Source organism: Hymenobacter translucens, assembly GCF_020685205.1.
Taxonomy (GTDB): domain Bacteria; phylum Bacteroidota; class Bacteroidia; order Cytophagales; family Hymenobacteraceae; genus Hymenobacter; species Hymenobacter translucens.
The window spans coordinates 23,812-47,848 of the sequence record NZ_JAJERB010000006.1; the positions used below are offsets into that span (position 1 = coordinate 23,812).

The 24,037-nt window shown below is 62.9% G+C and carries 20 protein-coding genes; 15 read left to right on the plus strand and 5 right to left on the minus strand.

Features of this window, described 5'->3' with window-relative positions; translation table 11 throughout:
• The first annotated feature begins 8 nt into the window (after nucleotides 1–8).
• The 7 genes from LJY25_RS13700 to LJY25_RS13730 all read left to right on the plus strand — a co-directional run bounded on the left by LJY25_RS13700 (nucleotide 9) and on the right by LJY25_RS13730 (nucleotide 5,232).
• Nucleotides 9–341: a 2Fe-2S iron-sulfur cluster-binding protein gene (locus LJY25_RS13700; RefSeq protein ID WP_227608921.1), complete on the plus strand. Its 333-nt coding sequence runs from the start codon at nucleotides 9–11 to the stop codon at nucleotides 339–341.
• A 152-nt stretch (nucleotides 342–493) separates the two neighbouring features.
• Nucleotides 494–733 carry a Fe-S cluster assembly protein IscX gene (iscX, locus tag LJY25_RS13705; RefSeq protein ID WP_227608922.1) on the plus strand — a complete coding sequence of 80 codons (240 nt, stop codon included), beginning with the start codon at nucleotides 494–496 and terminating at the stop codon, nucleotides 731–733.
• A 61-nt stretch (nucleotides 734–794) separates the two neighbouring features.
• Entirely contained in the window at nucleotides 795–1,298 is a 504-nt protein-coding gene (locus LJY25_RS13710) for a KdsC family phosphatase (RefSeq protein ID WP_227608923.1), read from the plus strand.
• Nucleotides 1,299–1,434: 136 nt separating this feature from the next.
• On the plus strand, nucleotides 1,435–1,629 hold the full coding sequence (locus LJY25_RS13715; protein WP_227608924.1) for a cold-shock protein: 195 nt from the start codon (nucleotides 1,435–1,437) through the stop codon (nucleotides 1,627–1,629).
• A 174-nt stretch (nucleotides 1,630–1,803) separates the two neighbouring features.
• On the plus strand, nucleotides 1,804–2,721 hold the full coding sequence (locus LJY25_RS13720; protein ID WP_227608925.1) for a geranylgeranylglycerol-phosphate geranylgeranyltransferase: 918 nt from the start codon (nucleotides 1,804–1,806) through the stop codon (nucleotides 2,719–2,721).
• A gap of 81 nt (nucleotides 2,722–2,802) precedes the next feature.
• Nucleotides 2,803–3,972, plus strand: a complete 1,170-nt coding sequence (locus LJY25_RS13725; protein WP_227608926.1) for a BamA/TamA family outer membrane protein — start codon at nucleotides 2,803–2,805, stop codon at nucleotides 3,970–3,972.
• A 129-nt stretch (nucleotides 3,973–4,101) separates the two neighbouring features.
• Complete coding sequence (locus LJY25_RS13730) at nucleotides 4,102–5,232, plus strand: BamA/TamA family outer membrane protein (protein ID WP_227608927.1); 1,131 nt, start codon at nucleotides 4,102–4,104, stop codon at nucleotides 5,230–5,232.
• Between the two features lie 76 nt (nucleotides 5,233–5,308).
• On the opposite strand, the gene LJY25_RS13735 is transcribed toward LJY25_RS13730, so the two are convergent.
• From LJY25_RS13735 to LJY25_RS13745, 3 genes are all read right to left on the minus strand, one after another.
• On the minus strand, nucleotides 5,309–6,640 hold the full coding sequence (locus LJY25_RS13735) for an outer membrane beta-barrel protein (RefSeq protein WP_227608928.1): 1,332 nt from the start codon (nucleotides 6,638–6,640) through the stop codon (nucleotides 5,309–5,311).
• Between the two features lie 127 nt (nucleotides 6,641–6,767).
• Complete coding sequence (locus LJY25_RS13740; RefSeq protein WP_227608929.1) at nucleotides 6,768–8,093, minus strand: hypothetical protein; 1,326 nt, start codon at nucleotides 8,091–8,093, stop codon at nucleotides 6,768–6,770.
• A 123-nt stretch (nucleotides 8,094–8,216) separates the two neighbouring features.
• The gene (locus LJY25_RS13745) at nucleotides 8,217–9,461 is read right to left on the minus strand and encodes an outer membrane beta-barrel protein (protein ID WP_227608930.1); all 1,245 of its coding nucleotides are present in this window, start codon (nucleotides 9,459–9,461) and stop codon (nucleotides 8,217–8,219) included.
• A 175-nt stretch (nucleotides 9,462–9,636) separates the two neighbouring features.
• On the opposite strand from LJY25_RS13745, the gene purH reads away from it, so the two are divergent.
• The 8 genes from purH to LJY25_RS13785 all read left to right on the plus strand — a co-directional run bounded on the left by purH (nucleotide 9,637) and on the right by LJY25_RS13785 (nucleotide 20,611).
• Nucleotides 9,637–11,175, plus strand: a complete 1,539-nt coding sequence (purH, locus tag LJY25_RS13750) for a bifunctional phosphoribosylaminoimidazolecarboxamide formyltransferase/IMP cyclohydrolase (protein WP_227608931.1) — start codon at nucleotides 9,637–9,639, stop codon at nucleotides 11,173–11,175.
• Nucleotides 11,176–11,461: 286 nt separating this feature from the next.
• Complete coding sequence (locus LJY25_RS13755; RefSeq protein ID WP_227608932.1) at nucleotides 11,462–12,487, plus strand: rod shape-determining protein; 1,026 nt, start codon at nucleotides 11,462–11,464, stop codon at nucleotides 12,485–12,487.
• Nucleotides 12,488–12,614: 127 nt separating this feature from the next.
• Nucleotides 12,615–13,544, plus strand: coding sequence for a rod shape-determining protein MreC (gene mreC / locus LJY25_RS13760; protein ID WP_227608933.1), 930 nt, complete (start codon nucleotides 12,615–12,617; stop codon nucleotides 13,542–13,544).
• Nucleotides 13,541–14,068, plus strand: a complete 528-nt coding sequence (locus LJY25_RS13765; RefSeq protein WP_227608934.1) for a hypothetical protein — start codon at nucleotides 13,541–13,543, stop codon at nucleotides 14,066–14,068. The genes mreC and LJY25_RS13765 overlap by 4 nt, the downstream gene beginning before the upstream one ends.
• Nucleotides 14,069–14,224: 156 nt before the next feature.
• Nucleotides 14,225–16,057, plus strand: a complete 1,833-nt coding sequence (gene mrdA / locus LJY25_RS13770; RefSeq protein ID WP_227608935.1) for a penicillin-binding protein 2 — start codon at nucleotides 14,225–14,227, stop codon at nucleotides 16,055–16,057.
• Between the two features lie 85 nt (nucleotides 16,058–16,142).
• Nucleotides 16,143–17,432, plus strand: a complete 1,290-nt coding sequence (gene rodA / locus LJY25_RS13775) for a rod shape-determining protein RodA (protein ID WP_227608936.1) — start codon at nucleotides 16,143–16,145, stop codon at nucleotides 17,430–17,432.
• A 261-nt stretch (nucleotides 17,433–17,693) separates the two neighbouring features.
• Nucleotides 17,694–19,193, plus strand: a complete 1,500-nt coding sequence (locus tag LJY25_RS13780) for a hypothetical protein (protein WP_227608937.1) — start codon at nucleotides 17,694–17,696, stop codon at nucleotides 19,191–19,193.
• Nucleotides 19,190–20,611: a hypothetical protein gene (locus LJY25_RS13785; RefSeq protein ID WP_227608938.1), complete on the plus strand. Its 1,422-nt coding sequence runs from the start codon at nucleotides 19,190–19,192 to the stop codon at nucleotides 20,609–20,611. The genes LJY25_RS13780 and LJY25_RS13785 overlap by 4 nt, the downstream gene beginning before the upstream one ends.
• Nucleotides 20,612–20,833: 222 nt before the next feature.
• Here the strand turns inward: LJY25_RS13785 and LJY25_RS13790 are convergent, their stop codons facing one another.
• On the minus strand, nucleotides 20,834–22,564 hold the full coding sequence (locus tag LJY25_RS13790) for a lysophospholipid acyltransferase family protein (RefSeq protein ID WP_227608939.1): 1,731 nt from the start codon (nucleotides 22,562–22,564) through the stop codon (nucleotides 20,834–20,836).
• Between the two features lie 185 nt (nucleotides 22,565–22,749).
• Entirely contained in the window at nucleotides 22,750–24,027 is a 1,278-nt protein-coding gene (locus LJY25_RS13795) for a hypothetical protein (RefSeq protein WP_227608940.1), read from the minus strand.
• Nucleotides 24,028–24,037: the final 10 nt, after the last annotated feature.

Consider the following 24,037-nt stretch of genomic DNA (forward strand, 5'->3'; position numbering starts at 1 on the left):
GCCTTTTCGTGAACGTCGTTAATATCACCTTTCAGTTTCAGGATGGCCAGCCCGAGCAGACCCATGTGGGTACGCAGGGTGAGTCGGTACTGGACGTGGCCCTCAACAATGGCATTCAGCTACAGCATAACTGCGGCGGCGTGTGCGGCTGCAGCACCTGCCACGTGTACGTGCAGCAGGGCGAGCAGGACCTGCCGGAAATCAGCGACAAGGAAGAAGACTTCATCGACCGGGCCGTAAACCCCCGTATCAACTCCCGCCTGGCCTGCCAGTGCGTGGTGCAGCGGGCAACCAGCAACCTGGTTATCCTGATTCCCCCCCAGGACTTTCTGGGCCACTAGCCTTTTTTGTAAATGTGCTACTGTGGTGAACAGGCAAACGTAAACCGGATGGAACAGGCCTCATGGGCTTTCTTTGTTTTGGTTACTGCGTTGCCTTCAGCCTATTTTACAGATCAGCACATCAGCCCATTTCCCACATCAGCTTTAAAAGGATGAACCACTTTGAACCCCCAATTAACTGGGCCGACCACGAAGACGTGGCTATGGCCCTGTACGAAAAGTTTGGGGACGACTTCAACGAGGCCAAGATCTACCGGATCCGCTTCACCGACCTGCTGGACTGGGTGCTGAGCCTTCCCAATTTTGCCGGCACCCGCGAACAGGCCACCGAAGGCCACCTGGAGCAGATTCAGGCCAAATGGGTGTACGAGTGGCGCGACAACCAGAAATAAGCGCCTGGCCGGGAAACCCGGTTTTTGCCCCGCAGCCCGGATTTTCCTCCTTCTCTCTGCTATGACCCCAAGCTCTACCCTGCCCGACCTGCAGGCCATCAAAGCCTTTGTGCTCGACGTTGACGGCGTGCTGACCGACGGGACGCTGCTGGCGCTCAACTCCGGGGAACAGGCCCGCGCGTTTCACATCCGCGACGGGTTTGCCATCCGGCACGCGCTGACCAAAGGCTACCGCATCGTCATCATCTCGGGTCGGCAGGAAGAAGGTGTCCGCAAGCGTCTGGAGTCGCTCGACGTGCACGACATCTACCTCGGGGTGGATGACAAGATGAAGATCTTCAACAACTACATCAACCACCACCGGCTCGACCCGGCCCACATTGCCTACATGGGCGACGACGTGCCCGATCTGGAAGTGATGCGCCGCGTGGGCCTGCCCGCCTGCCCGGCCGATGCCGCCGAAGACGCCCGTGCCATCAGCCGCTACGTGGCCAAGCTGCCCGGCGGACACGGGGCCGTGCGCGAGTTGATTGAGGCCGTAATGAAAGCCCAGAAAACGTGGTAACACGCCCTGCGCAAGGCTTTTAGCGAAAGTTCGAGAGTCGTATTCCGGGCCCGGTTCTGAGTTTTGGCAGAGTTGCGGTTTTCTGAAATCCCTCTATCTTTACCGAATCAACCATCACTTTCATCATTTTATTTTCATGAAAACAGGAACCGTAAAATTCTATAATGAGTCGAAGGGCTACGGCTTCATTACGGAAGACGGCACGAAGGAAGATTTCTTCGTCCACGTGACTGGTCTTAACGGGGACCAAATCCAACAAAACGACCGGGTGTCCTTCGACACCCAGGAAGGCCGCAAAGGCGTCAATGCGGTGAATGTAAAGAAGCTGTAGTAGGCTGCGGCCTGGTAAGTTTTTCTTTTTCGGAAAGCCTCTCCGTGCTCGGGGAGGCTTTCTTTTTGGCTTCAGCGGCCGCACTGTTTTCGCCGGCCGGCCGTTTACCTTAGGGTTCCGCTGCTTTAAAGCAGGCGGCAGCCTGCCCGGCGGCCCCGGCCTATTTCCCTGAGTATGACTTCACCCGCTTCTTCAGCAGTACCGCCCCCGGTGGCCGGGCCTCCTGGTAGCGGCCGGCAGCTGGCGCGTCTGATCCGGCTGCCCAATCTGCTGCTCATGGCGCTGGCGCTGATGCTGGTACAGGCCTGCCTGCTGACCCCGGGCTTTGACGGGGCCTCGCTGCTGCACTGGCACTTTGGCCTGCTGGCCCTTGGGGCCCTGCTGGTTGCCGCCGCCGGCTATATCATCAACGACTACTACGACGTCAAGATTGACGCCATCAACCGGCCCGAGCGGCTGGTAGTGGGCCGGGCCATCAACCGGCGCCACGCCATCCTGGCTCACCTCGTGCTGTCGGGAATGGGCGTGGTGGCCGGGCTGGTGCTTTCGCCCCTTATTGGCCTTGTCAACCTGGGTTCGGCTTTGCTGCTCTGGGGCTATTCGGCCCGGTTCAAGCGCCTGCCCCTGGTCGGCAACCTGAGTATTGCCACCCTGACAGCGGCCCTGGTGCTGCTGCCCGAGCTATGGGTGCGCACCGGGCACACGGCGGTGTGGGTATATGCCCTGGCTGCCTTCCTGCTGACGGTGGTGCGGGAGATTATCAAGGATGTGGAAGACATGCGCGGCGACGCCCAGCACGACTGCCGCACCCTGCCCATTGCCTGGGGCGTGGCCCGCACCAAGTGGGTGACGGGTTTTTTTCTGGTCTGCCTGGCGGTCCTCGTGGCTGCGGCTGCCGGTCAGGCCTGGTATGCCGGCCGCTTGCTGCTGGGAGGCTGGCTGCTGCTCGCCGTACTGCTGCCCCTGGCCGTGCTGGGCCGCCGCCTTATCCGGGCTGACCGAAAGCGCCATTTTTCCCACTTAAGCACCTGGTGCAAGTGGATTATGCTGGCCGGCGTACTGTCAATGATTCTATTCGTGGTAAAACCGTAGGGGAAAGCCTGCGTTACGCTAAACAATACCTTTACGCCGCAGTTAGTCCGCCGCGCCGCTTCCACCCTTTGATTCTTCCTTATGCGCTTTGCTTACCTGCTGTTCGGGTTGAGCCTGCTGGCTTTCCGGGCCCAGGCCCAGACTCCGGCGACCCCCGTTCCGGACTCGGCCCGCCCCGCCCAAAATCCGGTGCCGGCCGCCAAGGACCCCCACGACAAGCCCAGCTTTATACCCGCTCCGGTGGTGTTTTACGAGCCTGAAACCGGTTTGGCCGGCGGAGCAGCCATCCTGCCCGTGTGGCGCCTGGGGCGCGACAGCGCTACTACCCGCAAGTCGAACGCCCGCCTGGTAGGCTGGTATTCCCAGCGCAAGCAAACCAGCCTGCAGCTTACTCACACGATTTTTACGCCGGGTGAGCGGTATCTCTTCACCGGGGAGCTGAGCGCCTACGACTTTCCGATCTTCTACTACGGCACCGGTAATAATACCCGGCTGGCCGATGAGTCCGAAATCTCCTACCAGCTGTTTATCGTCAACCAGCGGGTGATGCGAGGGTTTGGCCGGCAAATGTTTGCCGGACTTACCTACCGGCTTACTGCCCTGCGCAACATCACCATCGAAGAGCCCCTGACCCGGGAAAGCAACCGGCCCAACCTGCTGCTGGAGCGCCCGGCCCGGGAGCGGGAAAACACCTTCGTGTCCGGCTTTGGGCCCTCGTTTCTCTACGATGGACGCGACAATATCCTGAGTACCTTCCGGGGTAGCTACCTCGAGTTTCAAACCCTGTTCAACGGGAAGGGGCTGGGCAGCGACTTTACGTTTACCCGCTACCAGCTGGACGCGCGTCTGTTCCGGCCCTTACTGCCCTCTTCCACGAATACGATTATTGGCGGGCAGCTTCTCGGACAGTTTCATTCCGGTAACGTACCCTTCCGGGAGCTGGCTAACCTGGGTGGCATCAGCGTGCTGCGGGGCATCTACGAAGGGCGGTTCCGGGACCGGCAGCTGGTGGTCGGGCAGGTGGAGCTGCGGCAGAAGCTGTTCTGGCGGCTTAACGGGGCCGTCTTTGCCGGAGCCGGACAAGTTGCTGACCAGCTCGGGGACTTCGGCCTGTCAGATTTCAAACTGGCTGGTGGAGCAGGTATCCGATTCCGCTTCAACCGCCGCGACCGGCTTAACATCCGCTTCGACTACGGCGTGGGCAGCGGGGGCTCGAAAGGACTATATTTCGGCGTGAACGAGGCCTTCTAGCCATACGCTCCACGTGCCGCGTCTATTGGTTTATTTCAGGACAGAATAGGAGGCTGCGTACACACCTGGGCAGTAAATGTGTAGATTTACCTCTCTGCCAGTTCCCACTCCAGCTCTCTTCCGTGCCGTATGCGCTATTCTTCTCTGTTGCTCGGGCTTAGCCTGCTGGCCGGCACCGCCCGGGGCCAGACGGCTCCTGCCGATTCCGTTACGACAACTGTCACGTCCAAGCGCGACAAGCCCAGCTTTATTCCCATCCCGGTCCTCTTTTCCCAGCCCGAAACCGGCCTTGGGTTCGGCATCGCCCTGCTGCCGGTCTGGCGCTTTGGGACCGATACGCTCACGCGTAAGTCGAACGCCCGCTTTATCAACTGGTATACCCAGAAAAAGCAGATTCTCTTTCAGCACACCCACAGCGTGTTTACCCCGGGGGAGAAGTACCTGCTAACCGGCGAGGCCAGCTATTATTACGACTTTCCCATCAACTACTACGGGTTTGGCCCCCGGACCCGGCGGGAAGACGAGTCGGGTATTAAGTACAAGCTGCTGATTCTGAATGAGCGGGTGCTTAAGAAGGTGGTACCCAACCTGTTTGTGGGTGGGCAGTACCGCCTCACCAACATCCGCGACATCGAGGTCACCCGCAATATTGATGACACCCGGCCCAGCCTGCTGCTGCAGCGCGATGCCCGGGAGCGGCAGAACACCCTCGTATCGGGCATCGGGCCCGCCCTGCTGTACGATGGCCGCGACAACGTGCTCAGCGCCTACCACGGCAATTACCTGGAGCTGTCGGCCCTGTTCAACGGCGGCGCCCTGGGCAGCGACTACCGCTTTAGCCGCTACCTCGTCGATGCTCGCCACTACCAGCCCCTGGGCAGTGAGAAAACGATTTTTGCTTCCCAGCTCATCGGACAGTTTCACACCGGCGACGTGCCGTTTCGGGAGCTGGCCAATCTCGGAGGCGATAAGATCATGCGCGGCTACTACGAGGGCCGGTACCGCGACCGGCAGCTGCTGGCCCTGCAGGCTGAGGTACGGCGCTACCTGTTCTGGCGCATAAACGGCGTGCTGTTCGGCAGTGTAGGCCAGATCGGCGACACCTTCGCGGACTTTGACCAGGGCGGCGTCAAGGCCATCGGCGGAGCCGGCATCCGCCTTAAGTTCAACCGCCGCGACCGGCTCAACATCCGCTTTGACTACGGCGTGGGTCGGGACGGCTCCAAGGGCTTCTACTTCAGCTTCGGCGAAGCCTTTTAATTCTTGCTGCCCAAGAAAAAGAGCCTGAGCCGCGAGGCCCAGGCTCTTTCAGTTAAAAAGATAATCAGCTGTCAGGCTAGAACTCCAGGCCTACTGTGGCATTGAAGGCCCGGTAGAAGAGCACTCCGTGGAACGCGGTAGCCCGGGCTTCCCGGTTTAGCTCATAGCTGACTTCGAGCATGGGCGTGAGCCTGCCAAGCCTGCCGGTGATGCCCGCGCCCGCTATGCCGCCGTAGGTAAGCTGGGAAGAGCCTTCCCGGTAAGTGGCCGCCTCGGTTCCGACTTCCTGGGTGGAGCCGGGGCTGCCGGGGGGCGTGTTGAACCGGGTGACCAAGATGCCCAGCGCGTTTTTATGGCCGAAGTTGAGGCCGGCAAGCAGCCCCCCGGTTACGTAAGGCTGAAGGTTGCCCTGGCCGAAGCGGTAGTGGGCCTGTACCGGGATTTGCAGCGAAGAAAACTGCGTGGAGGACTTCACGGTAAGCTGCTGCCCGGAGTTGGTAAAGCCGGCCGGTACCGTGTGCGGGTTGGCAGCCGTGCTTTTACGGGTGGTGAAGCGCAAGCCCGTTTCCAGGGAGTACGGATTTTTGTTGCCCAGCCGCAGCCGCAGTTCCAGCAGGGGGGCATAGCTGGCCTGAGTTTGTTTGCTGCCCAGCTCCGCTGAGTTATCGTAGTACGCGCCCGACCGGCTTATCCCGGCCCGGGCAGACCAGGTAAGCGTGGTGGGGTTGGTGGCTTCGGGATGAAGGCGCAGGTCGCGGGCCGGCACCCCGGTATGGCAGGCATTGTACGTGAGTACCACCTCGGCCAGGTGGTCAGCCGAGAAGTGACTTTTGGCCGCCCGCGCTACGGCCGCCGGACAGTCGGAGAAAGCAGCCTGCAGCAGTGCCTTGTACTGGGCCCGCGGCAGGGCGACCAGCGGAGTTTTAGGCAGCTGCAGAAAGTAGAACCTGGTTTCCTGCGGGCGCGAGGCTTCCATGGCCGTGCGCTCTACCTGGGGAGTCAGATGAAAATCAAGTCCGTAGAGGATGCTGTGCCCCGTAACAATGGGCTGCAGAAAAACCGTGGTCGAGTCTTCGCGCTGCCGGCGGTATTGCAGGTCCGAGCGGGTGGTAATGGTCGTTTCGGTCCGGTACAGGCCCATCCGGCGGCTCACGTAGTACCGGCCGGTACCCTGCTCCCCGAACCCGCGCAGCTCGGCGGGGAAATATACTTTCACCGGGTCCGCATTGCTGGGTTTGAACTGCAGGCCGTTTTCGGAAACAAACCGGGAAGCGCTGAGCAGGCCCCGAACCGTGTCGCCCCGCAGGGTAACGATGTAGCCGGGCTGCATTTTAGCGTCCGACTGCGCGCGGACACCGAGCGTGGAAAAAAGACAGAAGGTGAAGGCTAACGCGTAAGCGAGGTTCATAGGCGAAACGGGCAGCGAGATGCGGGCCAAGGTTAAGCAAGAAAAGCACTCCTACTGTGACTGTCAATTTCAGCCAAACGTTGCCTGCCAAGCGCAATGCCCCTGCGAGCTCGGAAACCTTGCCCGGTTAAAACGCTACCCCAACCGAGCCTACCAGGGCGTTGTAGCGCATCCGGCCAACCGAATCGCCATCCGACGGCTCCATACCCGACTCATACCGAACCTCAACCAGGGGGCTCAGCTTACCAAGCTTGGCGCTGAAGCCAACTCCCCCGCACAAGCCCAGCGTAGGATGAAAGCCTTCGGCCTTGTAGCCGGCCGGAACCGTGCCGCCGGGCTGCTGCTCGTAAACGCCGGGGCTGGTGGGCCCGGGCTGGGTTATAACCGTAAACACAGGAACCGCTGCTAAAATGGTCTGCGCGAAATGGCCGCCGGCAAGCAAACCGCCCGTCAGATAAGGCTTCAGCGAAGATTGGCCAACCGCATAGTGCACCAGCAGGGGCACCTGGATTGATTTCAGCTTAATGGAGGAAACCAGGTCGATTTGCTGTCCGGTGTTCCGGTAGCCCGAGGGAACGGTGTGAAGCAGGGAGCCGGAGCTTTCCCGGGTGGTGTACTGCAGTCCGATTACGGCACCCAGTGGCTTGTTGGCGTTGAAGCGCAGGCGCATATCCAGTATCGGGCTGGTCGTTCCGTTCAGCCGGGTGCTGCCAAGTCCTTCGAAGCTGGTAAAGAAGACCGTGCTGTGGCTTACCCCGGCCTGGATGCTAAAGGCCAGCTGCATCGGCTCCGAGGCGCGGTACTGCACGCGAAGGTCCCGGCTCTGGACCTGGGGATGACAGGTGTTGTAGCGCAGGACCAGCTCAGCCAGCTTGCTTTCCATGAATTTCGTGGACGAAGCCGCCGCAGCTGCCGCCGCGCAGTCCGAGAAAACGGACTTCAGAATGGCCTTGTAGGTTTCCTGCTGTAAGGCTACCAGACGGGTGCCATTCTGCTGCAGAAAGAAGTAGGTGCTTTGCCGCTCGAAGGCGTCGAGGGCCGTACGCTCCACAAAGTTGCCTTCGTAGTCGAGGCGGTAAAGCGTGGCGTAGCCCCGCACCAGGGGCTGCAGGAAAACGGTAACGGAGTCTTTCTCATCCTTAACGATGGTCGTGTTGATGGTCTCCTTGCGGGTAATGCCCAGGCTGCGCGAAACGTACTGCCGGCCCGCCGTTTCCCCGAACCCGCGGATGGTGGAAGGAAAGTAAAGCTTGCTTGCAGCAGCCTCCGTAGCCTGAAACGAAACGCCGTTTTCAGTGGGCTTGGCGGCGGCCTGCACCAGTCCGCGGACCGTGTCGCCCCGCAGGGTGATAATATAGCCGGGCCGGGCGCCAGAGTTGGCCTGGGCCCGGGCGGAAAACGCGAGCATAAGGCTGATACTGCCTGTGAGAAGCAGGGAGAAGAGGTGTTTCATGCAATAGGTAAAAGGAGAACAGGAAAAAATAATAAGCAAGTGCCGCCGAACGGCCGGCTAAAGGCAGCCACTGTCAGAGGCGGCATGATATGCAGCCCGAAAAAGCAGGAACCGGGGGTGCGGCTAGAATTCCAGGCCGGTGGTTACGCCCATCGTGCTGTAGGCGGCAGCGCCGTAGAGGGCGCGGCCTTTCAGCTCACTGCCCAGCCCACCGTGCAGCTCCATCACGAAGGCCAGCCGGCTGCTCACGGGCTGGCGCAGCCCTGCGCCTAGCATGCCACCCACCGTAAACTCGCGGTAGCCCGGCGTCCACTCCACGTTGGTTTGCTTTTCCACGTAGCCTGACCCGCCTCCCTGTACCACCCGCATCGGCGTTGAAATCACCGTCTTATTGCGGAAGTTGAGGCCGGCTACGGGCCCGGCCGTCACGTACACGCCCTGCCCGCCGGGCCGCAAAAACAGCCGGGCCAGCAGGGGCACCTGTACCGTAGTGATGGTGAGGTGGTGCCGCAGGGATAGAAATTCACCGCCGTCATTGAAGGTGGTGGAGTAGCTGCTGGCCCGGGAAGCTACCTGCAGCCCGGCCCCGTACGAAAACTGGCTCGGGCCCACGTGAAACGCCTGCACCCCGATCAGAAAGCCAAAGCCCCGCTCGGTTTCGCCGCTGGGCAGCTCCCCGGAAGCCTGGTAGCCGATCTGGGTTAGCTGCCCGCCCAGAATCACACCGGGGCGCCAGCCGGTACGGGTAGCCGACTGGGTCGGCAGGGCCCGCAGGTCGCGGGTCGGCTCCTGGGGCCAGCAGGCATTGTAGCGCGCCAGCAGGCTGGTCAGCCGGTCGGCCGTCCGCACGTTCCCCCCGATGGTGCCCAGGGACGGGCAGTCGGCCAGGTAGGTTTTGAGCAGGGCGGCGGAGCCCTGCACGGGCAGCGTTATCATGGGTTCCTTTGGTCCCTTCTGCAGGAGCAGGAAAGGACCGTCAGCTGCGTACAGGCCTTTTTCGGCCAGTGCCGAAGAGTAGTCGAGCTGGTAGAGGCTGGCGTGCCCGCTTACGAGCTGACGCACAAATACCCAAAGCGTATCCTGGTTGTTGAGCGGCAGGGCCCGGGCCACGTAGGTAGCCCCCGGCCGGAAGCCGGCCCCACGGAAGCGGCGCGGAAACACCTGGCGCTGGGTGCCGGCATCGTCGGCCGAGGTGCGGAAGGCCATTTCCAGGGCCATGGCGTTGCGGGTATCCCGGCGCAGGAAGCCCTTCAGCGTGTCGCCGGCCGGCGTGAGCAGGTAGCCGGGCTCGAACTTGGGACGCTGGGCAGTAGCGGAGCCGGCCAGCAGCAGCAGGCCGCTCAGGCACCATAGAAAGGATAAGCGCATAAGAATGAAGGTAACGACTGTCGTATATCGGTTCAGGACTGCCAAAGATAAGGGTTGGGCGCTGGGTCCGGGTACAAACCGGCTGGTAACAATTCGGTAACACGGTCGGGTGGCACCGCGGCGCCGGGAGGGCTACCTTCGTGCCGCATTCGTTCCTCACTTCTCTCTTTTCGCTATGGCCTCCCCGCAGCCCGTTCGCTCCGCATTGCTCTCCGTGTATTACAAAGACCGGCTCGAGCCGCTGGTGGCTTTGCTCAAGGAGCACGGCGTGCAGCTGTATTCCACGGGCGGCACCCAGAAATTTCTGGAAGAGCAGGGCGCCGAGGTAACGGCCGTGGAAAGCTTGACCGGCTTCCCGGCGGTGTTCGGCGGACGGGTCAAGACCCTGCACCCGAAGGTATTTGGCGGAATCCTGCACCGCCGCCACGAGGCCGGGGATTTGCTCGAAGCCGAGCAGCACGAGATTCCGCCCATCGACCTGGTCATTGTCGACCTGTACCCGTTCGAGGAAACCGTGGCCTCGGGTGCCGGGGAGGAAGACGTCATCGAGAAAATCGACATCGGCGGCATCTCCCTGCTCCGGGCCGCCGCCAAAAACTACCGCGACGTGCTCGTCGTGAGCTCCCGCGACCAGTACGAGGCCGTAACGGAGCTGCTGCGGGAGAAAAACGGGTCCACCGACCTGGAGGACCGCCGCCACTACGCCGCCGCCGCCTTCGAGGCCACGTCGCACTACGACACCCAGATCTTCGGCTACCTGAGCCGGGGCACCACGCTGGCCGACTCCACGCTCAAGCTCAGCCAGAAACCGGCGACCCCGCTGCGCTACGGCGAAAACCCCCACCAGGCCGGTACGTTTTACGGCGACCTGAACGCCCTCTTCGACCAGCTCCACGGCAAGCAGCTCAGCTACAACAACCTCGTGGATGTGGACGCGGCCGTGGCGCTGATGGCCGAGTTTGCCGACGGACAGCCCGCCTGCGCCATTCTCAAGCATACCAATGCCTGCGGCGTGGCCCAGGCCGATACGCTGGCTGAAGCTTACCGCCGGGCCCTGGCCTGCGACCCGGTTTCGGCCTTTGGCGGGGTTATCATCGTGAACAAGCCGGTGGATGAGGCTACCGCCGCCGAGCTCAACCAGCTGTTCTTCGAGGTTTTGATTGCGCCCGACTTCGCGCCCGAAGCGTTGCCGGTGCTGCAAAGCAAGAAAAACCGCATCCTGCTCCGCCAGAAGCCCGTGGCCCTGCCCGCCCGGCAGGTTAAAACCCTGCTCAACGGCGTTATCGCCCAGGACTTCGACCGCCACACCGAAACCGCAGCCGACTTCAAGGTCGTGACGCAGTCGGCGCCCACGGCAGGGGAAACGGAGGCGCTGGTGTTTGCCGCCAAGGTCTGCAAGCACACCAAGAGCAACACCATCGTGCTGGCCCGTCCCGGGCAGCTGCTGGCCTCGGGAGTAGGGCAGACGTCCCGGGTGGATGCCCTGCGCCAGGCTATCGAGAAGGCCCGGGCGTTCGGCTTCGACCTGCAGGGCTCAGTCATGGCTTCCGATGCCTTCTTTCCCTTCCCCGACTGCGTGGAAATAGCCGGGGAAGCCGGCATCCGGGCCGTGGTTCAGCCCGGTGGCTCCATCAAGGACCAGGACAGCATTGCCGCCTGCGACGGACGCGGTATGGCGATGGTCATGACCGGCGTACGCCACTTCAAGCACTAAACCCAAACCATCCCTATCCGGCTGACAAGCCAGGCGGGGCGGCACCGAGCGTATCTATATAAAGACCCGGCAGCCCGACGTATCGACCAGGCCGGCAGTCTGCTTCTTCGGAGCGGGCAGCCGGCTTTTTCGTGCCCGGAAGGGTAAAATCCGGCTGGCGGCCGGGGTGAGTGGAGCTGGAAAGCCGGGCTATCGGGTAGGTGGCGCTTCAGGGAAACTTACGTACTTTTGCACCACTTTTTTCCTGGCGCCGCTGCTGGCGCCTTCTCCTTTTCGCCGTTACGCAATGGGTTTCTTCAACTTCCTGACCAGCGACATCGCCATTGACCTGGGCACGGCCAATACGCTCATCATTCACAACGACAAGATCGTGGTGGACGAGCCGAGCATCATTGCCAAGGACCGCACGACCAATAAGGTTATTGCCGTGGGCCGCCAGGCGCAGCAGATGCACGAAAAGACCCACGACAACATCAAAACCATCCGGCCCCTGAAAGACGGCGTCATTGCCGACTTCCACGCCGCCGAGGAAATGATCAAGGGCATGATCCGGATGATTGACACCCGGACCCGCCTGTTCCAGCCGTCCCACCGCATGGTGATCTGCATTCCGTCGGGCATCACGGAAGTGGAAAAGCGTGCCGTCCGGGACTCCGCCGAGCACGCCGGGGCCAAGGAAGTGTGGATGATTCAGGAGCCCATGGCCGCCGCCATCGGCATCGGCATCGATGTGGAGCAGCCTGTGGGCTCGATGATTATCGACATTGGGGGCGGTACCACCGAAATTGCGGTAATTGCCCTCTCGGGTATCGTCTGCGACCAGTCGATCAAGACCGCCGGGGACGTATTCAACCAGGACATCCTCGACTACATGCGCCGGCAGCACAACCTGCTGATTGGGGAGCGTTCGGCCGAGAAAATCAAGATTGAGGTAGGCGCGGCCCTGACCGAGCTCGACAACCCGCCCGCCGACTACGAAATCCGCGGCCGCGACCTGATGACCGGCATTCCGAAGGTGATTAAGGTGACTTCATCGGAAATTGCCATTGCCCTCGACAAGTCGGTGGCCAAGATCGAGGAGGCCGTGCTCAAGGCCCTGGAAATCTCCCCGCCCGAGCTGTCGGCCGACATCTACGACAACGGCATTCATTTGACCGGGGGCGGGGCCCTGCTGCGTGGCCTCGACAAGCGCCTGGCCGCCAAGACCAAGCTGGCCATCCACATTGCCGATGACCCGCTGCGCGCCGTGGTCCGCGGCACCGGCGCCGCCATCAAGAATCTGCAGGCCTTCCGCAGCGTACTGCTCACCTAGTGGTAATTAGTAATTAAGAATTAAAAATTAAGAATTGGCAATGGCTTACCGGACGGGCGCAAATGCTAAGTCTGGAGAATCAGCGGATGCAATTCTTAATTACTAATTCTTAATTCTTAATTGACTCATGAGAAACCTTTTCGCCTTTCTTTTCCGCTACCGGGGAATACTGGTGTTTGGGTTGCTCGAAGTGCTGAGCCTCTATTTTCTGATTCGCAACAGCTCCTACCAGCGGGCGGCCTTTTTCAACTCGGCCAACGCCTACGCCGGGCAGGTACTCGATGTGCGCACCCAGATTTATGACTACTTCCGCCTCGTGGAAGTAAACCGCACGCTGGTGGCTGAAAACGCGGCTTTGCGCCAGCAGCTGTACCCGCCGGTGCTCAGCCGCCGCGAAACCGATTCGGTGCCCGTGGCCCTCGACACGCTGGGCCGCCCCCGGCTCGTGGCCGCCGCTGCCAAGCCCGATTCCCTGCTGCTGGGGCTGCGTACGCTGCCCGCCCGCGACGTGGACTATCCGCTGCTGCCGGCCCGGGTTATCAACCAGACCCTGCGCCGGGTGGACAACTACCTTACTTTGAACATCGGACAGCGCGAAGGCGTGCAGACCGGCATGGGCGTGCTGTCGGTGAACGGCGTGGTGGGCCGGGTAAAGGTGGTGAGCGAGCATTACGCCACCGTCACGTCCCTGCTGCACTCCAAGACCTCGATTTCGGCCAAGATTCAGCGCGACGGCACGTTCGGCTCGATCAAGTGGCTGGGCGACGACCCCACCCACGCCCTGCTCGACTATATTCCGCGTCAGAACAAGGTCGTGCGTGGCGACACCATCGTGACCTCGGGCTACAACGCCATCTTTCCCGAAGGCATCCTGATCGGAACGGTGGACTCGTTTGTGAAAGAGCCGGACAAAAACTTCTGGACCGTGCGGGTGCGGCTGGCGGTGGATTTTTCGAACCTGACTTACGTGTACGTGGTGAAGAGCCGGCCCAAGATGGAGCGCGACACGCTGGAAGTAAAGGCAGGCATCAAGCCGGAAGGGGAGGAGCAGCCATGAGGGGAGCCTGGTCGCTGCTGATGCAGGTATTGCGGTTCGGCCTCTACGCCGGCCTCCACGTGCTGCTGATCAGCAAACTGGAGCTGTTCGGGCTGGGCTGGTGCTTTCTGTACCTGGGCTTTCTGCTGTTTCTGCCCATTGCCACGCCCATCGTGGTGCAGCTCGTGCTGGGCTTCGCCATGGGCTTTACGATGGACCTGTTCTACGACACCGGCGGCCTGCACGCGGCCACGGCGGTGCTGCTGATGTACCTGCGGCCCTGGGTGCTGCGCCTGCTCACCCCGCGCGACGGCTACGATGCGGCCGACGCGGTAAACGTGCACCAGATGGGCTTTCAGTGGTTCGGGGTGTACCTGGTGTTGCTCGTGGCCATGCACCACGCCGCGTTTTTCCTGCTCGAGCTGGGCAGCCTGCGCGCCATTGGCCTTACGCTGCTCAAGATCCTGATCAGCACGCTGTTCACCGGCCTGACCCTGCTCATCATCCAGCTCCTGTTTTTCCCGGCCCGCCGCCGGGGCAGGTAATGAGTGCCGTGGGCAGATACGTGAAGTAACTCTGATTGCGTGGATGGACGCCGCTGGCTAAATCACCTCTTCACGCATTCGCTTAGCCCGCCGGCTGGCGTATCTTTGTGAACGGGTTGCCGGCCGGGAGCCCGTTCATCCTCAGTTTCTTTCGCTTTGCAATACCTCGAAGGCCGCAAGTTCGTCGTGCTGGCCATTTTCCTGGCGGTGGCACTGGTGTTCGGGACGCGCCTCTTTTACATTCAGGTTCTCGACAAAAGCTACAAGCTGGCGGCCGACCGCAATACCCTGCAGCGCATCGTGCAGGTACCCTACCGTGGCCTGATCTATGACCGCAACGGGCAGCTGCTCGTGCAGAACACGCCCGTGTACGACCTGATGGTGGTGCCCCGGGAAGTAAAGCAGCTCGACACCCTGCGCTTCTGCCAGCTTTTGCAGCTGCCGATAGAGGAGCTGCGCGCTTCCCTGAAGGCCGCCCGGGCCTACTCCCGCGTCAAGGCCTCGCCCCTGGTGCAGAACCTGAGTACGCCCGAGCTGGCCGCGGTGCAGGACAACCTGATCGACTTTCCCGGCTTCAGCATCAAGGCCCGGATGGCACGCTCCTACCGCACCCAGAGCCTGGCCCACGCCCTGGGCTACGTGGGCGCCATCACGCCGGCATTCCTCGAAAAGCCCAAGTACGCCAAGTACCTGCCCGGCGACAACATCGGCATCACCGGCCTGGAAGCGTTCTACGAGTCGACGCTGATGGGACGGCGGGGCGTGCAGTACCGGATGGTGAATGTGCGCGGCATCGAGAAGGGCGCGTTCCGGGGCGGGGAGTTCGACACGCTCTCGGTAGCCGGGCAGGACCTGCACACCAGCATCGACATCGAGCTGCAGAAGTACGGCGAGCAGCTGATGCTGGGCAAGCGGGGCACGGTGGTGGCCCTCGACCCCAAAACCGGCGAAATCTTGGCCTTCGTGTCGGCCCCGTTCTACGACCCCTCGGTGCTGACCGGCAAGGGCATGGGCAACCGCTACATGGAGCTGCTGCGCAACCCCGAGCTGCCGCTGTTTGACCGGCCCCTGATGGCGACCTACCCGCCGGGCTCGGTGTTCAAGCTGGTAAACGCCTTGGTGGCTTTGCAGGCAGGCGTGGTGAAACCCGAAACGCCCTTCGACTGCAACTGGCGGCTGGTGCGCTGCACCCACCGGCACGAAGCCCCGCGCAACGTCAGCATTGCCATCAAAAACAGCTGCAACCCCTACTTCTACCAGGTAATGCGGGCCATGGTGCTGCGGGGCCGCTCCCCGAAGCGGGCCGAGGATGCCCGTCTGGGGCTGGGCGTGTGGCGGGAGCAGGTGATGTCGTTCGGGGTGGGCAACAAGCTCGGCGTGGACCTGCCCCAGGAGCGCAAGGGCCTGATTCCGTCCCCGGAGTTCTACGACAAGCGCTACGGCTTCCACCGCTGGGGCTTCAAGACGGTGTACTCGCTCAGCATCGGGCAGGGCGAAATCGGTATTACCGGTTTGCAGATGGCCAACATCATGGCTACCATTGCCAACCGCGGCTTCTACTACACCCCGCACTTCGTGCGCCGCATCGGCAACGGCGGACCTCTGCCCCAGTTCCGGGAGCGGCACTACACCGCCGTCGACTCCAGCCACTTCCGGGCCATCATTCCCGGCATGCAGGCCGTGGTCGACGGGCGGGGCGGAACCGGGGAGTTTGCCAGCCTGGCCATGTTCGGCATCTCGGTGGCGGGCAAGACCGGCACGGTGCAGAACGCCCACGGTCCCGACCATGCCACCTTCGCCGCCTTTGCCCCGGCCAACGACCCGCAGATTGCCATTGCCGTGTTCATCGAAAACGCCGGCTTCGGGGGCAACTCCGCCGCCCCGCTGGCGTCGCTGATGATTGAGAAGTACCTGCGCGGGAAAGTCATCCGCAAGCGCTGGGAGTTCTGGCTCCAGGGCTCCGCCGATAAGTTTATCCGACACCGGTAAGTAGTTGTTCGTTGTTAGTTGTCCGTTGTCAGGACGTTTTTTTCTAACAACGGACAACTAACAACTAACAACCAACCAATAAGGAATGCCTTCCCAAGTTCGCTATAACCGAAGCCTCGACTGGGTCACCGTGGGCCTGTATGCGCTGATGGTGCTGCTGGGCTGGGTGAGCGTGTACGCGGCCTCCTACTCGCCTGACGCGCCCCCGCTGGGCGCCGGGCTGAGCTTCTCGGAGCTGATGGCCTTCAACTGGTTTAAGCAGGTGCTCTGGATCGGCACGGCCGTGGTGCTCATCGTGGTGCTGGTGGTGGTCGACTACAAGGCCTACGACACGTTTGCCTTCGTGCTCTACGGAATCATGATTGCCCTGCTCATCATCACGCCCTTCATTGCCCGTCCCATTGCCGGCTCCCGGTCGTGGCTGGAGCTGGGGCCGGTGCGCCTGCAGCCGGCTGAGTTTGCCAAGTTCATTACGGCCCTGGCCGTGTCGCGCTACATGGCCGGCATCAACCTGCGTCAGCAGAACTGGCGCGACCAGCTGGTGCTGGCCGGCCTCACGCTGCTGCCCCCGGCGCTGATTATTGCCGCCAACGAAACCGGGCAGGCCCTGGTGTTTGCCGCCTTCCTGCTGGCGTACTTCCGGGAGGGGATGTCCCCGCTGATCCTCATCATCCTGGCCGCGGCCGCCGTCATTCTGATTCTGGCCTTGCTGGTGCCCAAGATCTGGCTGTTCGGGGCTTTTACCGTGGTGCTGGCGCTGGTTTTCGTATTCAACCCCAAGGTATTCCGCCACCACCTGCCCTTGTCGCTGAGCGTGTGGGCAGTGGTCATCGGGATGGTGTTCGGCGTCGACTTCTTTTTCAACAACGTGCTGCAGCCCCACCAGCGCAAGCGGATCGAGGTGCTCATCAACCCCTCCGCCGACCCGCTGGGCGTAGGCTGGAACGTGACGCAGTCGAAGATTGCCATCGGCTCGGGCGGCCTGGTGGGCAAGGGCTTCCTGGAAGGCACCCAGACCAAGTTCGACTTCGTGCCCGAGCAAAGCACCGACTTCATCTTCTGCACGGTAGGCGAGGAGTGGGGCTGGCTGGGCACGGCCACCGTCATCATCCTTTTCATGACCCTGCTGGCGCGCATCGTGTTCGTGGCCGAGCGGCAGAAGTCGGTGTTTGGGCGCACCTACGGCTACTGCGTGGCCAGCATCATCTTCTTTCACTTCTGCATCAACATCGGCATGACCATCGGCCTGGCGCCGGTGGTGGGCATTCCGCTGCCGTTCTTCAGCTACGGGGGCTCTTCGCTCTGGTCGTTCACGGTGCTGCTCTTCATCCTGCTCGCCATCGACGCCTACCGCAAGCAGGATCTGGTGCGGTAGTTTTTAAGCTGATAGCTATGGGCTGGTAGCTGCTCAGTTTTGTGTTTTTCGTGGCTGTCATCCTGAGCATTCCGCGCATCAAGCAGCAACGAAGAACCTTAGCACCGGGGAACGAGCCATTGTCAGATCAGTTATTCAAAGCTGATTAGGTCCTCCGTAGGCGGACGACAGATCAAGGATAACAGACAACCCAACACCGGAACACCTAACTACCCCAGCACCATCAACCAACAGCCAACCGCCAGCAACCGTCAGCCCCTTGTGCTGATAGCCGCCCTCACCGGGCTCTACCTGCTGCTGCCTACCCGGAACTCCAGCCTCGACGCGTGGTACTATGCCGCCTGCGTGCGCTACGGGCACGAGCTCCTTTTGCCCCACCACCTGCTGTTCAACGTGGCGGGCCGGCTCTGGCTGCAACTGCTGCAGCTCACCGGTTTGCGGCCCGATGCCCTGGCAGCAGTGCAGGCCCTGAACGCCCTGGCGGCGGGGGCAACCCTGGCGCTGCTGTACTGCCTGCTGCGCCGCCTGGGGCGGGGCCGGCCGCTGGCGATGGCCTGGGTGCTGGTTGTAGGCAGCAGCTTTGGGGTGATGCGCTTTGCCACCGAGGCCGAAACCTACATTCTGCCTTTGCTGCTCTCCCTGGCGGCCAGCCGGTGCTGGGTGCAGTACCTGCTCCTCCCTGGCCGGCCGGCCGGGCTGCTTTTCAGCGCGGGCCTGCTGGCTTCGCTGGCCTGCCTGCTGCATCAGGTTCACGTATTCTGGTGGCTGGGCCTCCTGCTGGGCACGGTCTGGCTGGCAACTGCGAAGGCAAAAGCCCTATTGACCTATGCCTTGCCGGCTTTGCTGGTGCCCCTGGCCTACGCCCTGGCTTTGCCCTCCTGGAACCTGCCGCTGACCGTGGATGCGCTGTGGCATTTCGTATTTCACGACTACTACGCCGGGGCCGGCGGGGGCGTGTCGGGCCGGGGTCTGCTGCTGACGGGGGCTAATGTGGTGCGCACGTTCGGGCAGGTACACGGCTCCACCCTGGCCCTGGTGCAGCGTCTGCCGGGCCTGCTCGCTGTACCCCTTATAGTGGTGGGGCTGCTGATGTATGCCGCCTGGCAGGTCCGCCGGCAAAGCCGGGGCAGGCAAGCGGAAAAGCGACCAGCAAGTCCGCTGTGGGGTCAGATATGCTTAGTGCACGCCCTGATTCTGGTGCTGCACCTGCTTTTCGCCGCGTATTCCGACGGCAACGCCGAGTTTATGGTGATGCTGCCGGCTTTGCTGGCGGTGGCCGCTAGTCAGCTGAACCTGCCGGCGCGCAGCGTGGCCGTGGCGGGCGGGGCGCTGCTGCTCTGGAACCTGGCCTTCGGGCTGGTGCCGGCCCGCCTGCTGCAATTCACCAACCATACCCGACTGCTGAGCCGGATTCAGCAGGAGCCCCGGGCCTGGTTTCTGCTCGACAACCACAACCTCGTGCTCAACCAACTGCACTACCTCACCGGCAACCCCGCCGGTCCGGCCAACGTGCTGCCCGCGCCCACGCTGCTGGTGCAGCGCCCCGACAGTACGGCGGAGGGGTTCCGGCAGTGGCTGCGTGCCCAGCGCCAGGCGGAGCGCGTAGTGTATACCAACACCCTCGGCGCCCCGCGCCTGCTCGACCGGGCCCAACTGGTGTACGGCAACCAGAACGCGGCTTTGCTGGCCGGCTTCCGCACCGCGCGCGTCGACTCATTTCCGACTTTCTTTGGGCCGTACTACCTCACCGTTATCCAGTGAACCCGGCTTTCCTTCCTGCTTCCCACCGCTACCTGCTGCTGCTGCTGGCCCTGGGCGCCGTGGCGCTGACGGCCGTGGTGGCCGACAATGGCTTTTTCTGGGACGGGGTGCTGCAGGCGTCGCGCTACGCGCAGTGGTACTACGACACTGGCTTCCGCCACCTGCTCGTGCCCGAAAGCTATGACTCGGGCCACCCGCCCCTGCTCGGCCTGCTGCTGGCCGGCGCGTGGAAGCTCTTCGGCCGCTCCCTGCCCGTGGGGCACTGGCTGATGCTGCCTGCCCTGCTGGGCATTATCTGGCAGCTGTACCGCTTGGCCCGGCGCTTCCTGCCCCCAGCCTGGGTGCTGCCGGGCACCGTGCTGCTGGTGGCCGAGCCCACGTTGCTGGGGCAAAGCGCCCTGGTGTCGGCCGACGTGCTGATGGTATTCTGCTACCTGCTGGCGTTTAACAGCCAGCTGAGCGGACGGCGCGGGTGGTTGGCGCTAAGCTTGCTGCCGCTGGGGCTGCTCAGCACCAGGGGCACCCTGCTGATCGTGGCCCTCTTTCTGACCGACGCTGTGGTGCTGCAGCCCTGGCGGGAAGGCCGGCGGCTAAGCAGCTGGCTGCGCTGGGGGCTGCCCTACGTGCCGGCCACGTTGCTGGTGTGCGCCTGGCTGGCCTTTCACTACCAGGCCTATGGCTGGGTGATTTACCACGCCGGCTCGGCCTGGGCCGGGAATACGCAGGTGGTAGGCTGGTCCGTGCGCCTGCGCAACATAGGCATCATCGGCTGGCGCCTGCTCGACTTCGGCCGGGTAGCCCTGGGCTTGGCCGCTTTGGTCATCGGGGTGCAGGTGTTGCGACGGAAGCTGGTGTTCAGCCGCGACGCGGCCGTGCTGCTGGCGGCGCTGCTGGCCCCGGTGCTGGTCGTAAGCTCATCATTCGTGCCGTATGCCAACCCCATCGGTCACCGCTACTTTCTGCCTGCCTACCTGCTGCTGGCGTTAAATGTGCTGTACTACCTGCCCCGGCTGCGGGCGGGTCGCTGGGTGTACGCCGCCCTGCTGCTAAGCTTGCTGAGCGGGCACTTCTGGGTGTATCCCGAGACCATAGCGAAAGGCTGGGATGGCACGCTGGCCCACCTGCCGTACTTCGGCTTGCGCCGGCAGATGCTCACTTACCTCAACGCGCACCGGATTCCGCTAGGCCAGGTCGGGTCGGAGTTTCCCAACGCCTACCCGCTCTGCCAGGCCGACCTCGCAGCTGACTGCCGCCGCTTTGCCCCCAAAGATCTAAGCCGGAACCCTTACCTGCTGCAGTCGAACGTGATGAACGGCTTTTCCGACCAGGAACTGGAAACGCTGCGCACCCGCTGGGTGATGGTGCAGGAGGTTCGGGCAGGGCAGATGTATTTCCGCCTCTACCGCCGGCCGGAGTAGTAGTGCCGGCCTTTGCTGCTTTTTTAGCGGGCGCGACCTGTACCTGCTGGTCGGTCCTGCACCAGGCCCTACGGGCGAGAAGTTCACTGACGAGCGGTGGTGACGGGCAACCCCGATCCTTCAGACTCCCCGCCGGGGGCCATCTACAGCAGGGAAGTAGCCAGGAGTAGGGCTATCAGCTTGGAAGAGGGTAAAAGTCTGCTGACGGCTTGTCAGAACCGCTTATTTCACTGCCTGCCGTGCCAGCAAACGGTGCGTGCGGGCGGGCAGGGTGCCGGCGTCCAGGACGATAAAGCCATCCAGCGCATTGCTGAAGCCCGGGTCCAGGTTAAAGCCGATAAAGCGGGCATTCTGCCGCATGTAGTGCCGCAGCAGGACGGGTACGCCCAGTCCGCCGCACTCCAGGCTGCCGATCAACCGGTTTAGCGTCTCCACAGTGTTCAGCTCCTGAAGCAGGTCGGCGACGGGTACCTGACCGGGCAGGGGCTGGTAGCGGAACTGCTTGCGGGGCCGCACGTGCGCGGCCAGTTCCCGGTCGAAGCAGTGGCGCCGGATAAATTCCACCATTACGGCTTTGGACAGGAGCGAAAACCGGTTGCTGATGCTGACCGGCCCGATCAGGTAGCGGTACTCGGGGTGGGTGCTCAGGTAGGTGGCAATTCCCTGCCAGAGCAGCAGCAGCGGCAGGGGCTGGCGTTGGTATTCGGGCCGGATAAACGAGCGGCCCAGCTCCAGGGACTGGCGCAAAAGTGGCTTCAGTTCTTTTTTCAGGTGAAACAAGGAGTGCAGGTAAAACCCCCGGCGGCCAAACCGGCGCAGAATTTCCGGCCCCTGCCCCAGGCGGTAAGCCCCCACCAGCCGGCCCGCTTGCCGGTCATACAGAAACAGATGACGGTAGTAGGTATCGTACTGATCCAGGTCGCGGTCCTGCTGGGTGCCTTCTCCTTCCTCCCGGAAAGTAAGCTCGCGCAGACGGCTAATCTCGCGCAGCACCTGCGGAATTTCCCGGGATTTGGCCACGTACACCTCCCACATGCCGGAAACGACCAGCCGGCGTTTCGGGCGCAGCGCGTCAATTTCGGCGGCCAGCAGCCCGCCCGGGGTTTCGGCAATTACGGCCGGCGGTTCGGGCACCGCCACCAGCTTGTTCTGGCCTGCCAGGGCGAAAACCCGCGTGCGCAGCAGCGGCAGCAGGGCCGGGGCCGGCAGGCGCTGCACCTCGGTCGGGAGCACCGGAACGCCGAGCCGCAGCCGGATGGTGAGGCCCTGCTTGTTGAGCAGTTCCGCCGGCAACCGCAGGGTGCGCAGCAGCGGGTGCAGCAGCCCCAGCCAGCTAAAAGAAACGCTGTTCTGTCCGCTCACCCAGACCGGCAGAATCGGGACCCGCGCCGCGGCCAGCAGCCGGCCAGCCGTGGGATGCCACGCCGGTTCCTCGATGGGGCTAAACAAACCCGGCCGGTGCGCTACGGCGCCGGCGGGAAACAGGAGTAGGGGCACGTCGTTCTGCAGAAAGCGCAGCAGGTGCCGCATCCCACGGGTGTTGCGTGGCCCTCCGCCGGCATCGGGCTGCACCAGCACGAACTGCTCACCCAGCTGGGCTAGCAGGGGGGCCAGCAGGTCGTTGGCCACGGCCCGCACCTCTGGTCGTACCTGCCCCAGTACGTGCAGCAAAACCAGCCCGTCGAGCAGGCCGCTGGGATGATTGGCAACCACGATAAAAGCCCCGGTAGCCGGCACCTGGCGCAGCTCGGCAGGGTCGAACTGCACCCGTACGCCGAGGCTGCGCAGCAGGGCGGCCACAAAGTCGAGGCCGGTGAGGTGCTGGGTCTGCGCGTACAGCTGCTGCAGCTGCCGAAGATGGGTTAGCTGCCGGAGCAGGGGAAACAGCAGCCGGCGGGTGCCCGTCTGCCAGGCAGCGGGTACGGGCAGGGGAAAGCTCGTGATCAGATCCATAACGTGTCGGGAAAGAACTCTCCGAAACTTCGGACCGGCACGTTAGCTGGTGATGAACACGGCTTTATCTAATTGTTATTGCGGCAAGGCGGCAAGGTGGCCCGCCAAGCACCAGACAGCCCCGGCTTTATCCAGCAGTGGATATAGCCGGGGCTGTCTGAAGGCCAGGCGCTGCTCCGTTGGCGCTAAGCAAACTTCCGGTCGATAAGCTTGAGCAGCTTGTTGACGTGCTCTTCCTTGCGCACCCAGCCATACTTGGTGGTCAAATCCTCGCTGACGTAGCGCTTGGCCGCGGTGGCCGTGGGCAGGGAGTCGAGGTGCTGGATGGCGGTGTGGTACTCCATGTTCTCGCCATTGAACAGCTCGTTGATAAAGCTGAAGCGCTGGTTGATGGAAATGGCTTCCCGCAGGCTTTCCACCCTGGGCGCGGCTTTGTCGGCCAGCGTAGCCGCCGGGCGCTCGGTGCGCAGTGTGGCTCCCAGCGGTACGGACCCGGGATTCTCCGCCTTGAGCTTTTCGTAAAGCGGTACGCCCGCCGGCGCAGCTTCCGTAAGCGGCCGGGAAGGTTCGGCCGCTGGCTTCGGGGCTTCGACAGGGGCCGCAGCGGCCGGAATGGCGGCGGGAGCGGCAGGAGCGGGCACAACCGTCGCCGGGGCAGCCGGGGCGGAAGAGGCGGCTACCGGCGCCGGGGCAGTGGACTCAGACAAAGCAGCCGGGGCCGGTTCGGCTTTCGGGGGAGCCGGTGCGGGCTCAGGAGCCGGAGCCGGGGAAACGAACCGGGGTACTTCTGCAGTTTTCGGCGCTTCCGGAGCCTTGGCGGCCGAAACCGGACCATCCTCGCGCAGGTCGGCTTCGGTGAGGGGCAGCAGGGCGCTGAGCTCCGCCACCAGCTTTTCCAGGGGCTGGTGGCTTTTGTAGTTGGCTTCCTGGTGCAGGCGGAACCGGTTCAGCAGGAAGTCGCGCTCCAGGGCGGAGCCGGGCGTGAGCGTATCGACAAAGCCCTTATAGAGGTCTTTGTCGAGGTCGAGGTAGCGCAGCCCTTCGCGCAGCTGCTCGGCCGTGGCCGTGGGCTGGCTGCCCAGCAGCTTGTGCTCGAACGTGGCCACCGGATCGATGGCCATTGTCAGGGTGTCGGTGATGGCGCGGGCCAGCAGGGGCTCGTAGGCGGGGCGGGCCAGCTTGATGCGGCGCGACAGGATGTTCATAAACTGCGTCAGGGCCTGGCGCACGTCGGGGGCTTCGAAGTTGAAGTAGGGGCTGCGGAGCTTGCCCATCTCGGCGGTCCACTGCTGCAGCAACTGCTGCACCACAAACAGATTTACCTGCCGGACCGGGGTGAAGCGCAGGACGGCGGGCCCGTCGAGGGTCGCGTCGGGCTGGGCGTCGAAATGCTGGTTGCAGAGCTGCGCGGCCAGCCGGAGGCCGTACTGTTCGCGTTTGGTCTGACTATATTTGTCGTTCATCGAAAAGCCT

What these genes read in the sequence shown, in the direction of transcription:
- LJY25_RS13715 (WP_227608924.1), top strand. Translation starts at nt 1,435, where the DNA reads ATGAAAACAGGAACCGTAAAATTCTATAATGAGTCGAAGGGCTACGGC.
- LJY25_RS13765 (WP_227608934.1), top strand. Translation starts at nt 13,541, where the DNA reads ATGAGGGGAGCCTGGTCGCTGCTGATGCAGGTATTGCGGTTCGGCCTC.
- LJY25_RS13725 (WP_227608926.1), top strand. Translation starts at nt 2,803, where the DNA reads ATGCGCTTTGCTTACCTGCTGTTCGGGTTGAGCCTGCTGGCTTTCCGG.
- LJY25_RS13745 (WP_227608930.1), bottom strand. Translation starts at nt 9,461, where the DNA reads ATGCGCTTATCCTTTCTATGGTGCCTGAGCGGCCTGCTGCTGCTGGCC.
- LJY25_RS13740 (WP_227608929.1), bottom strand. Translation starts at nt 8,093, where the DNA reads ATGAAACACCTCTTCTCCCTGCTTCTCACAGGCAGTATCAGCCTTATG.
- LJY25_RS13730 (WP_227608927.1), top strand. Translation starts at nt 4,102, where the DNA reads ATGCGCTATTCTTCTCTGTTGCTCGGGCTTAGCCTGCTGGCCGGCACC.
- iscX (WP_227608922.1), top strand. Translation starts at nt 494, where the DNA reads ATGAACCACTTTGAACCCCCAATTAACTGGGCCGACCACGAAGACGTG.
- LJY25_RS13735 (WP_227608928.1), bottom strand. Translation starts at nt 6,640, where the DNA reads ATGAACCTCGCTTACGCGTTAGCCTTCACCTTCTGTCTTTTTTCCACG.
- rodA (WP_227608936.1), top strand. Translation starts at nt 16,143, where the DNA reads ATGCCTTCCCAAGTTCGCTATAACCGAAGCCTCGACTGGGTCACCGTG.
- LJY25_RS13790 (WP_227608939.1), bottom strand. Translation starts at nt 22,564, where the DNA reads ATGGATCTGATCACGAGCTTTCCCCTGCCCGTACCCGCTGCCTGGCAG.
- LJY25_RS13710 (WP_227608923.1), top strand. Translation starts at nt 795, where the DNA reads ATGACCCCAAGCTCTACCCTGCCCGACCTGCAGGCCATCAAAGCCTTT.
- LJY25_RS13720 (WP_227608925.1), top strand. Translation starts at nt 1,804, where the DNA reads ATGACTTCACCCGCTTCTTCAGCAGTACCGCCCCCGGTGGCCGGGCCT.
- LJY25_RS13795 (WP_227608940.1), bottom strand. Translation starts at nt 24,027, where the DNA reads ATGAACGACAAATATAGTCAGACCAAACGCGAACAGTACGGCCTCCGG.
- purH (WP_227608931.1), top strand. Translation starts at nt 9,637, where the DNA reads ATGGCCTCCCCGCAGCCCGTTCGCTCCGCATTGCTCTCCGTGTATTAC.
- mreC (WP_227608933.1), top strand. Translation starts at nt 12,615, where the DNA reads ATGAGAAACCTTTTCGCCTTTCTTTTCCGCTACCGGGGAATACTGGTG.
- LJY25_RS13755 (WP_227608932.1), top strand. Translation starts at nt 11,462, where the DNA reads ATGGGTTTCTTCAACTTCCTGACCAGCGACATCGCCATTGACCTGGGC.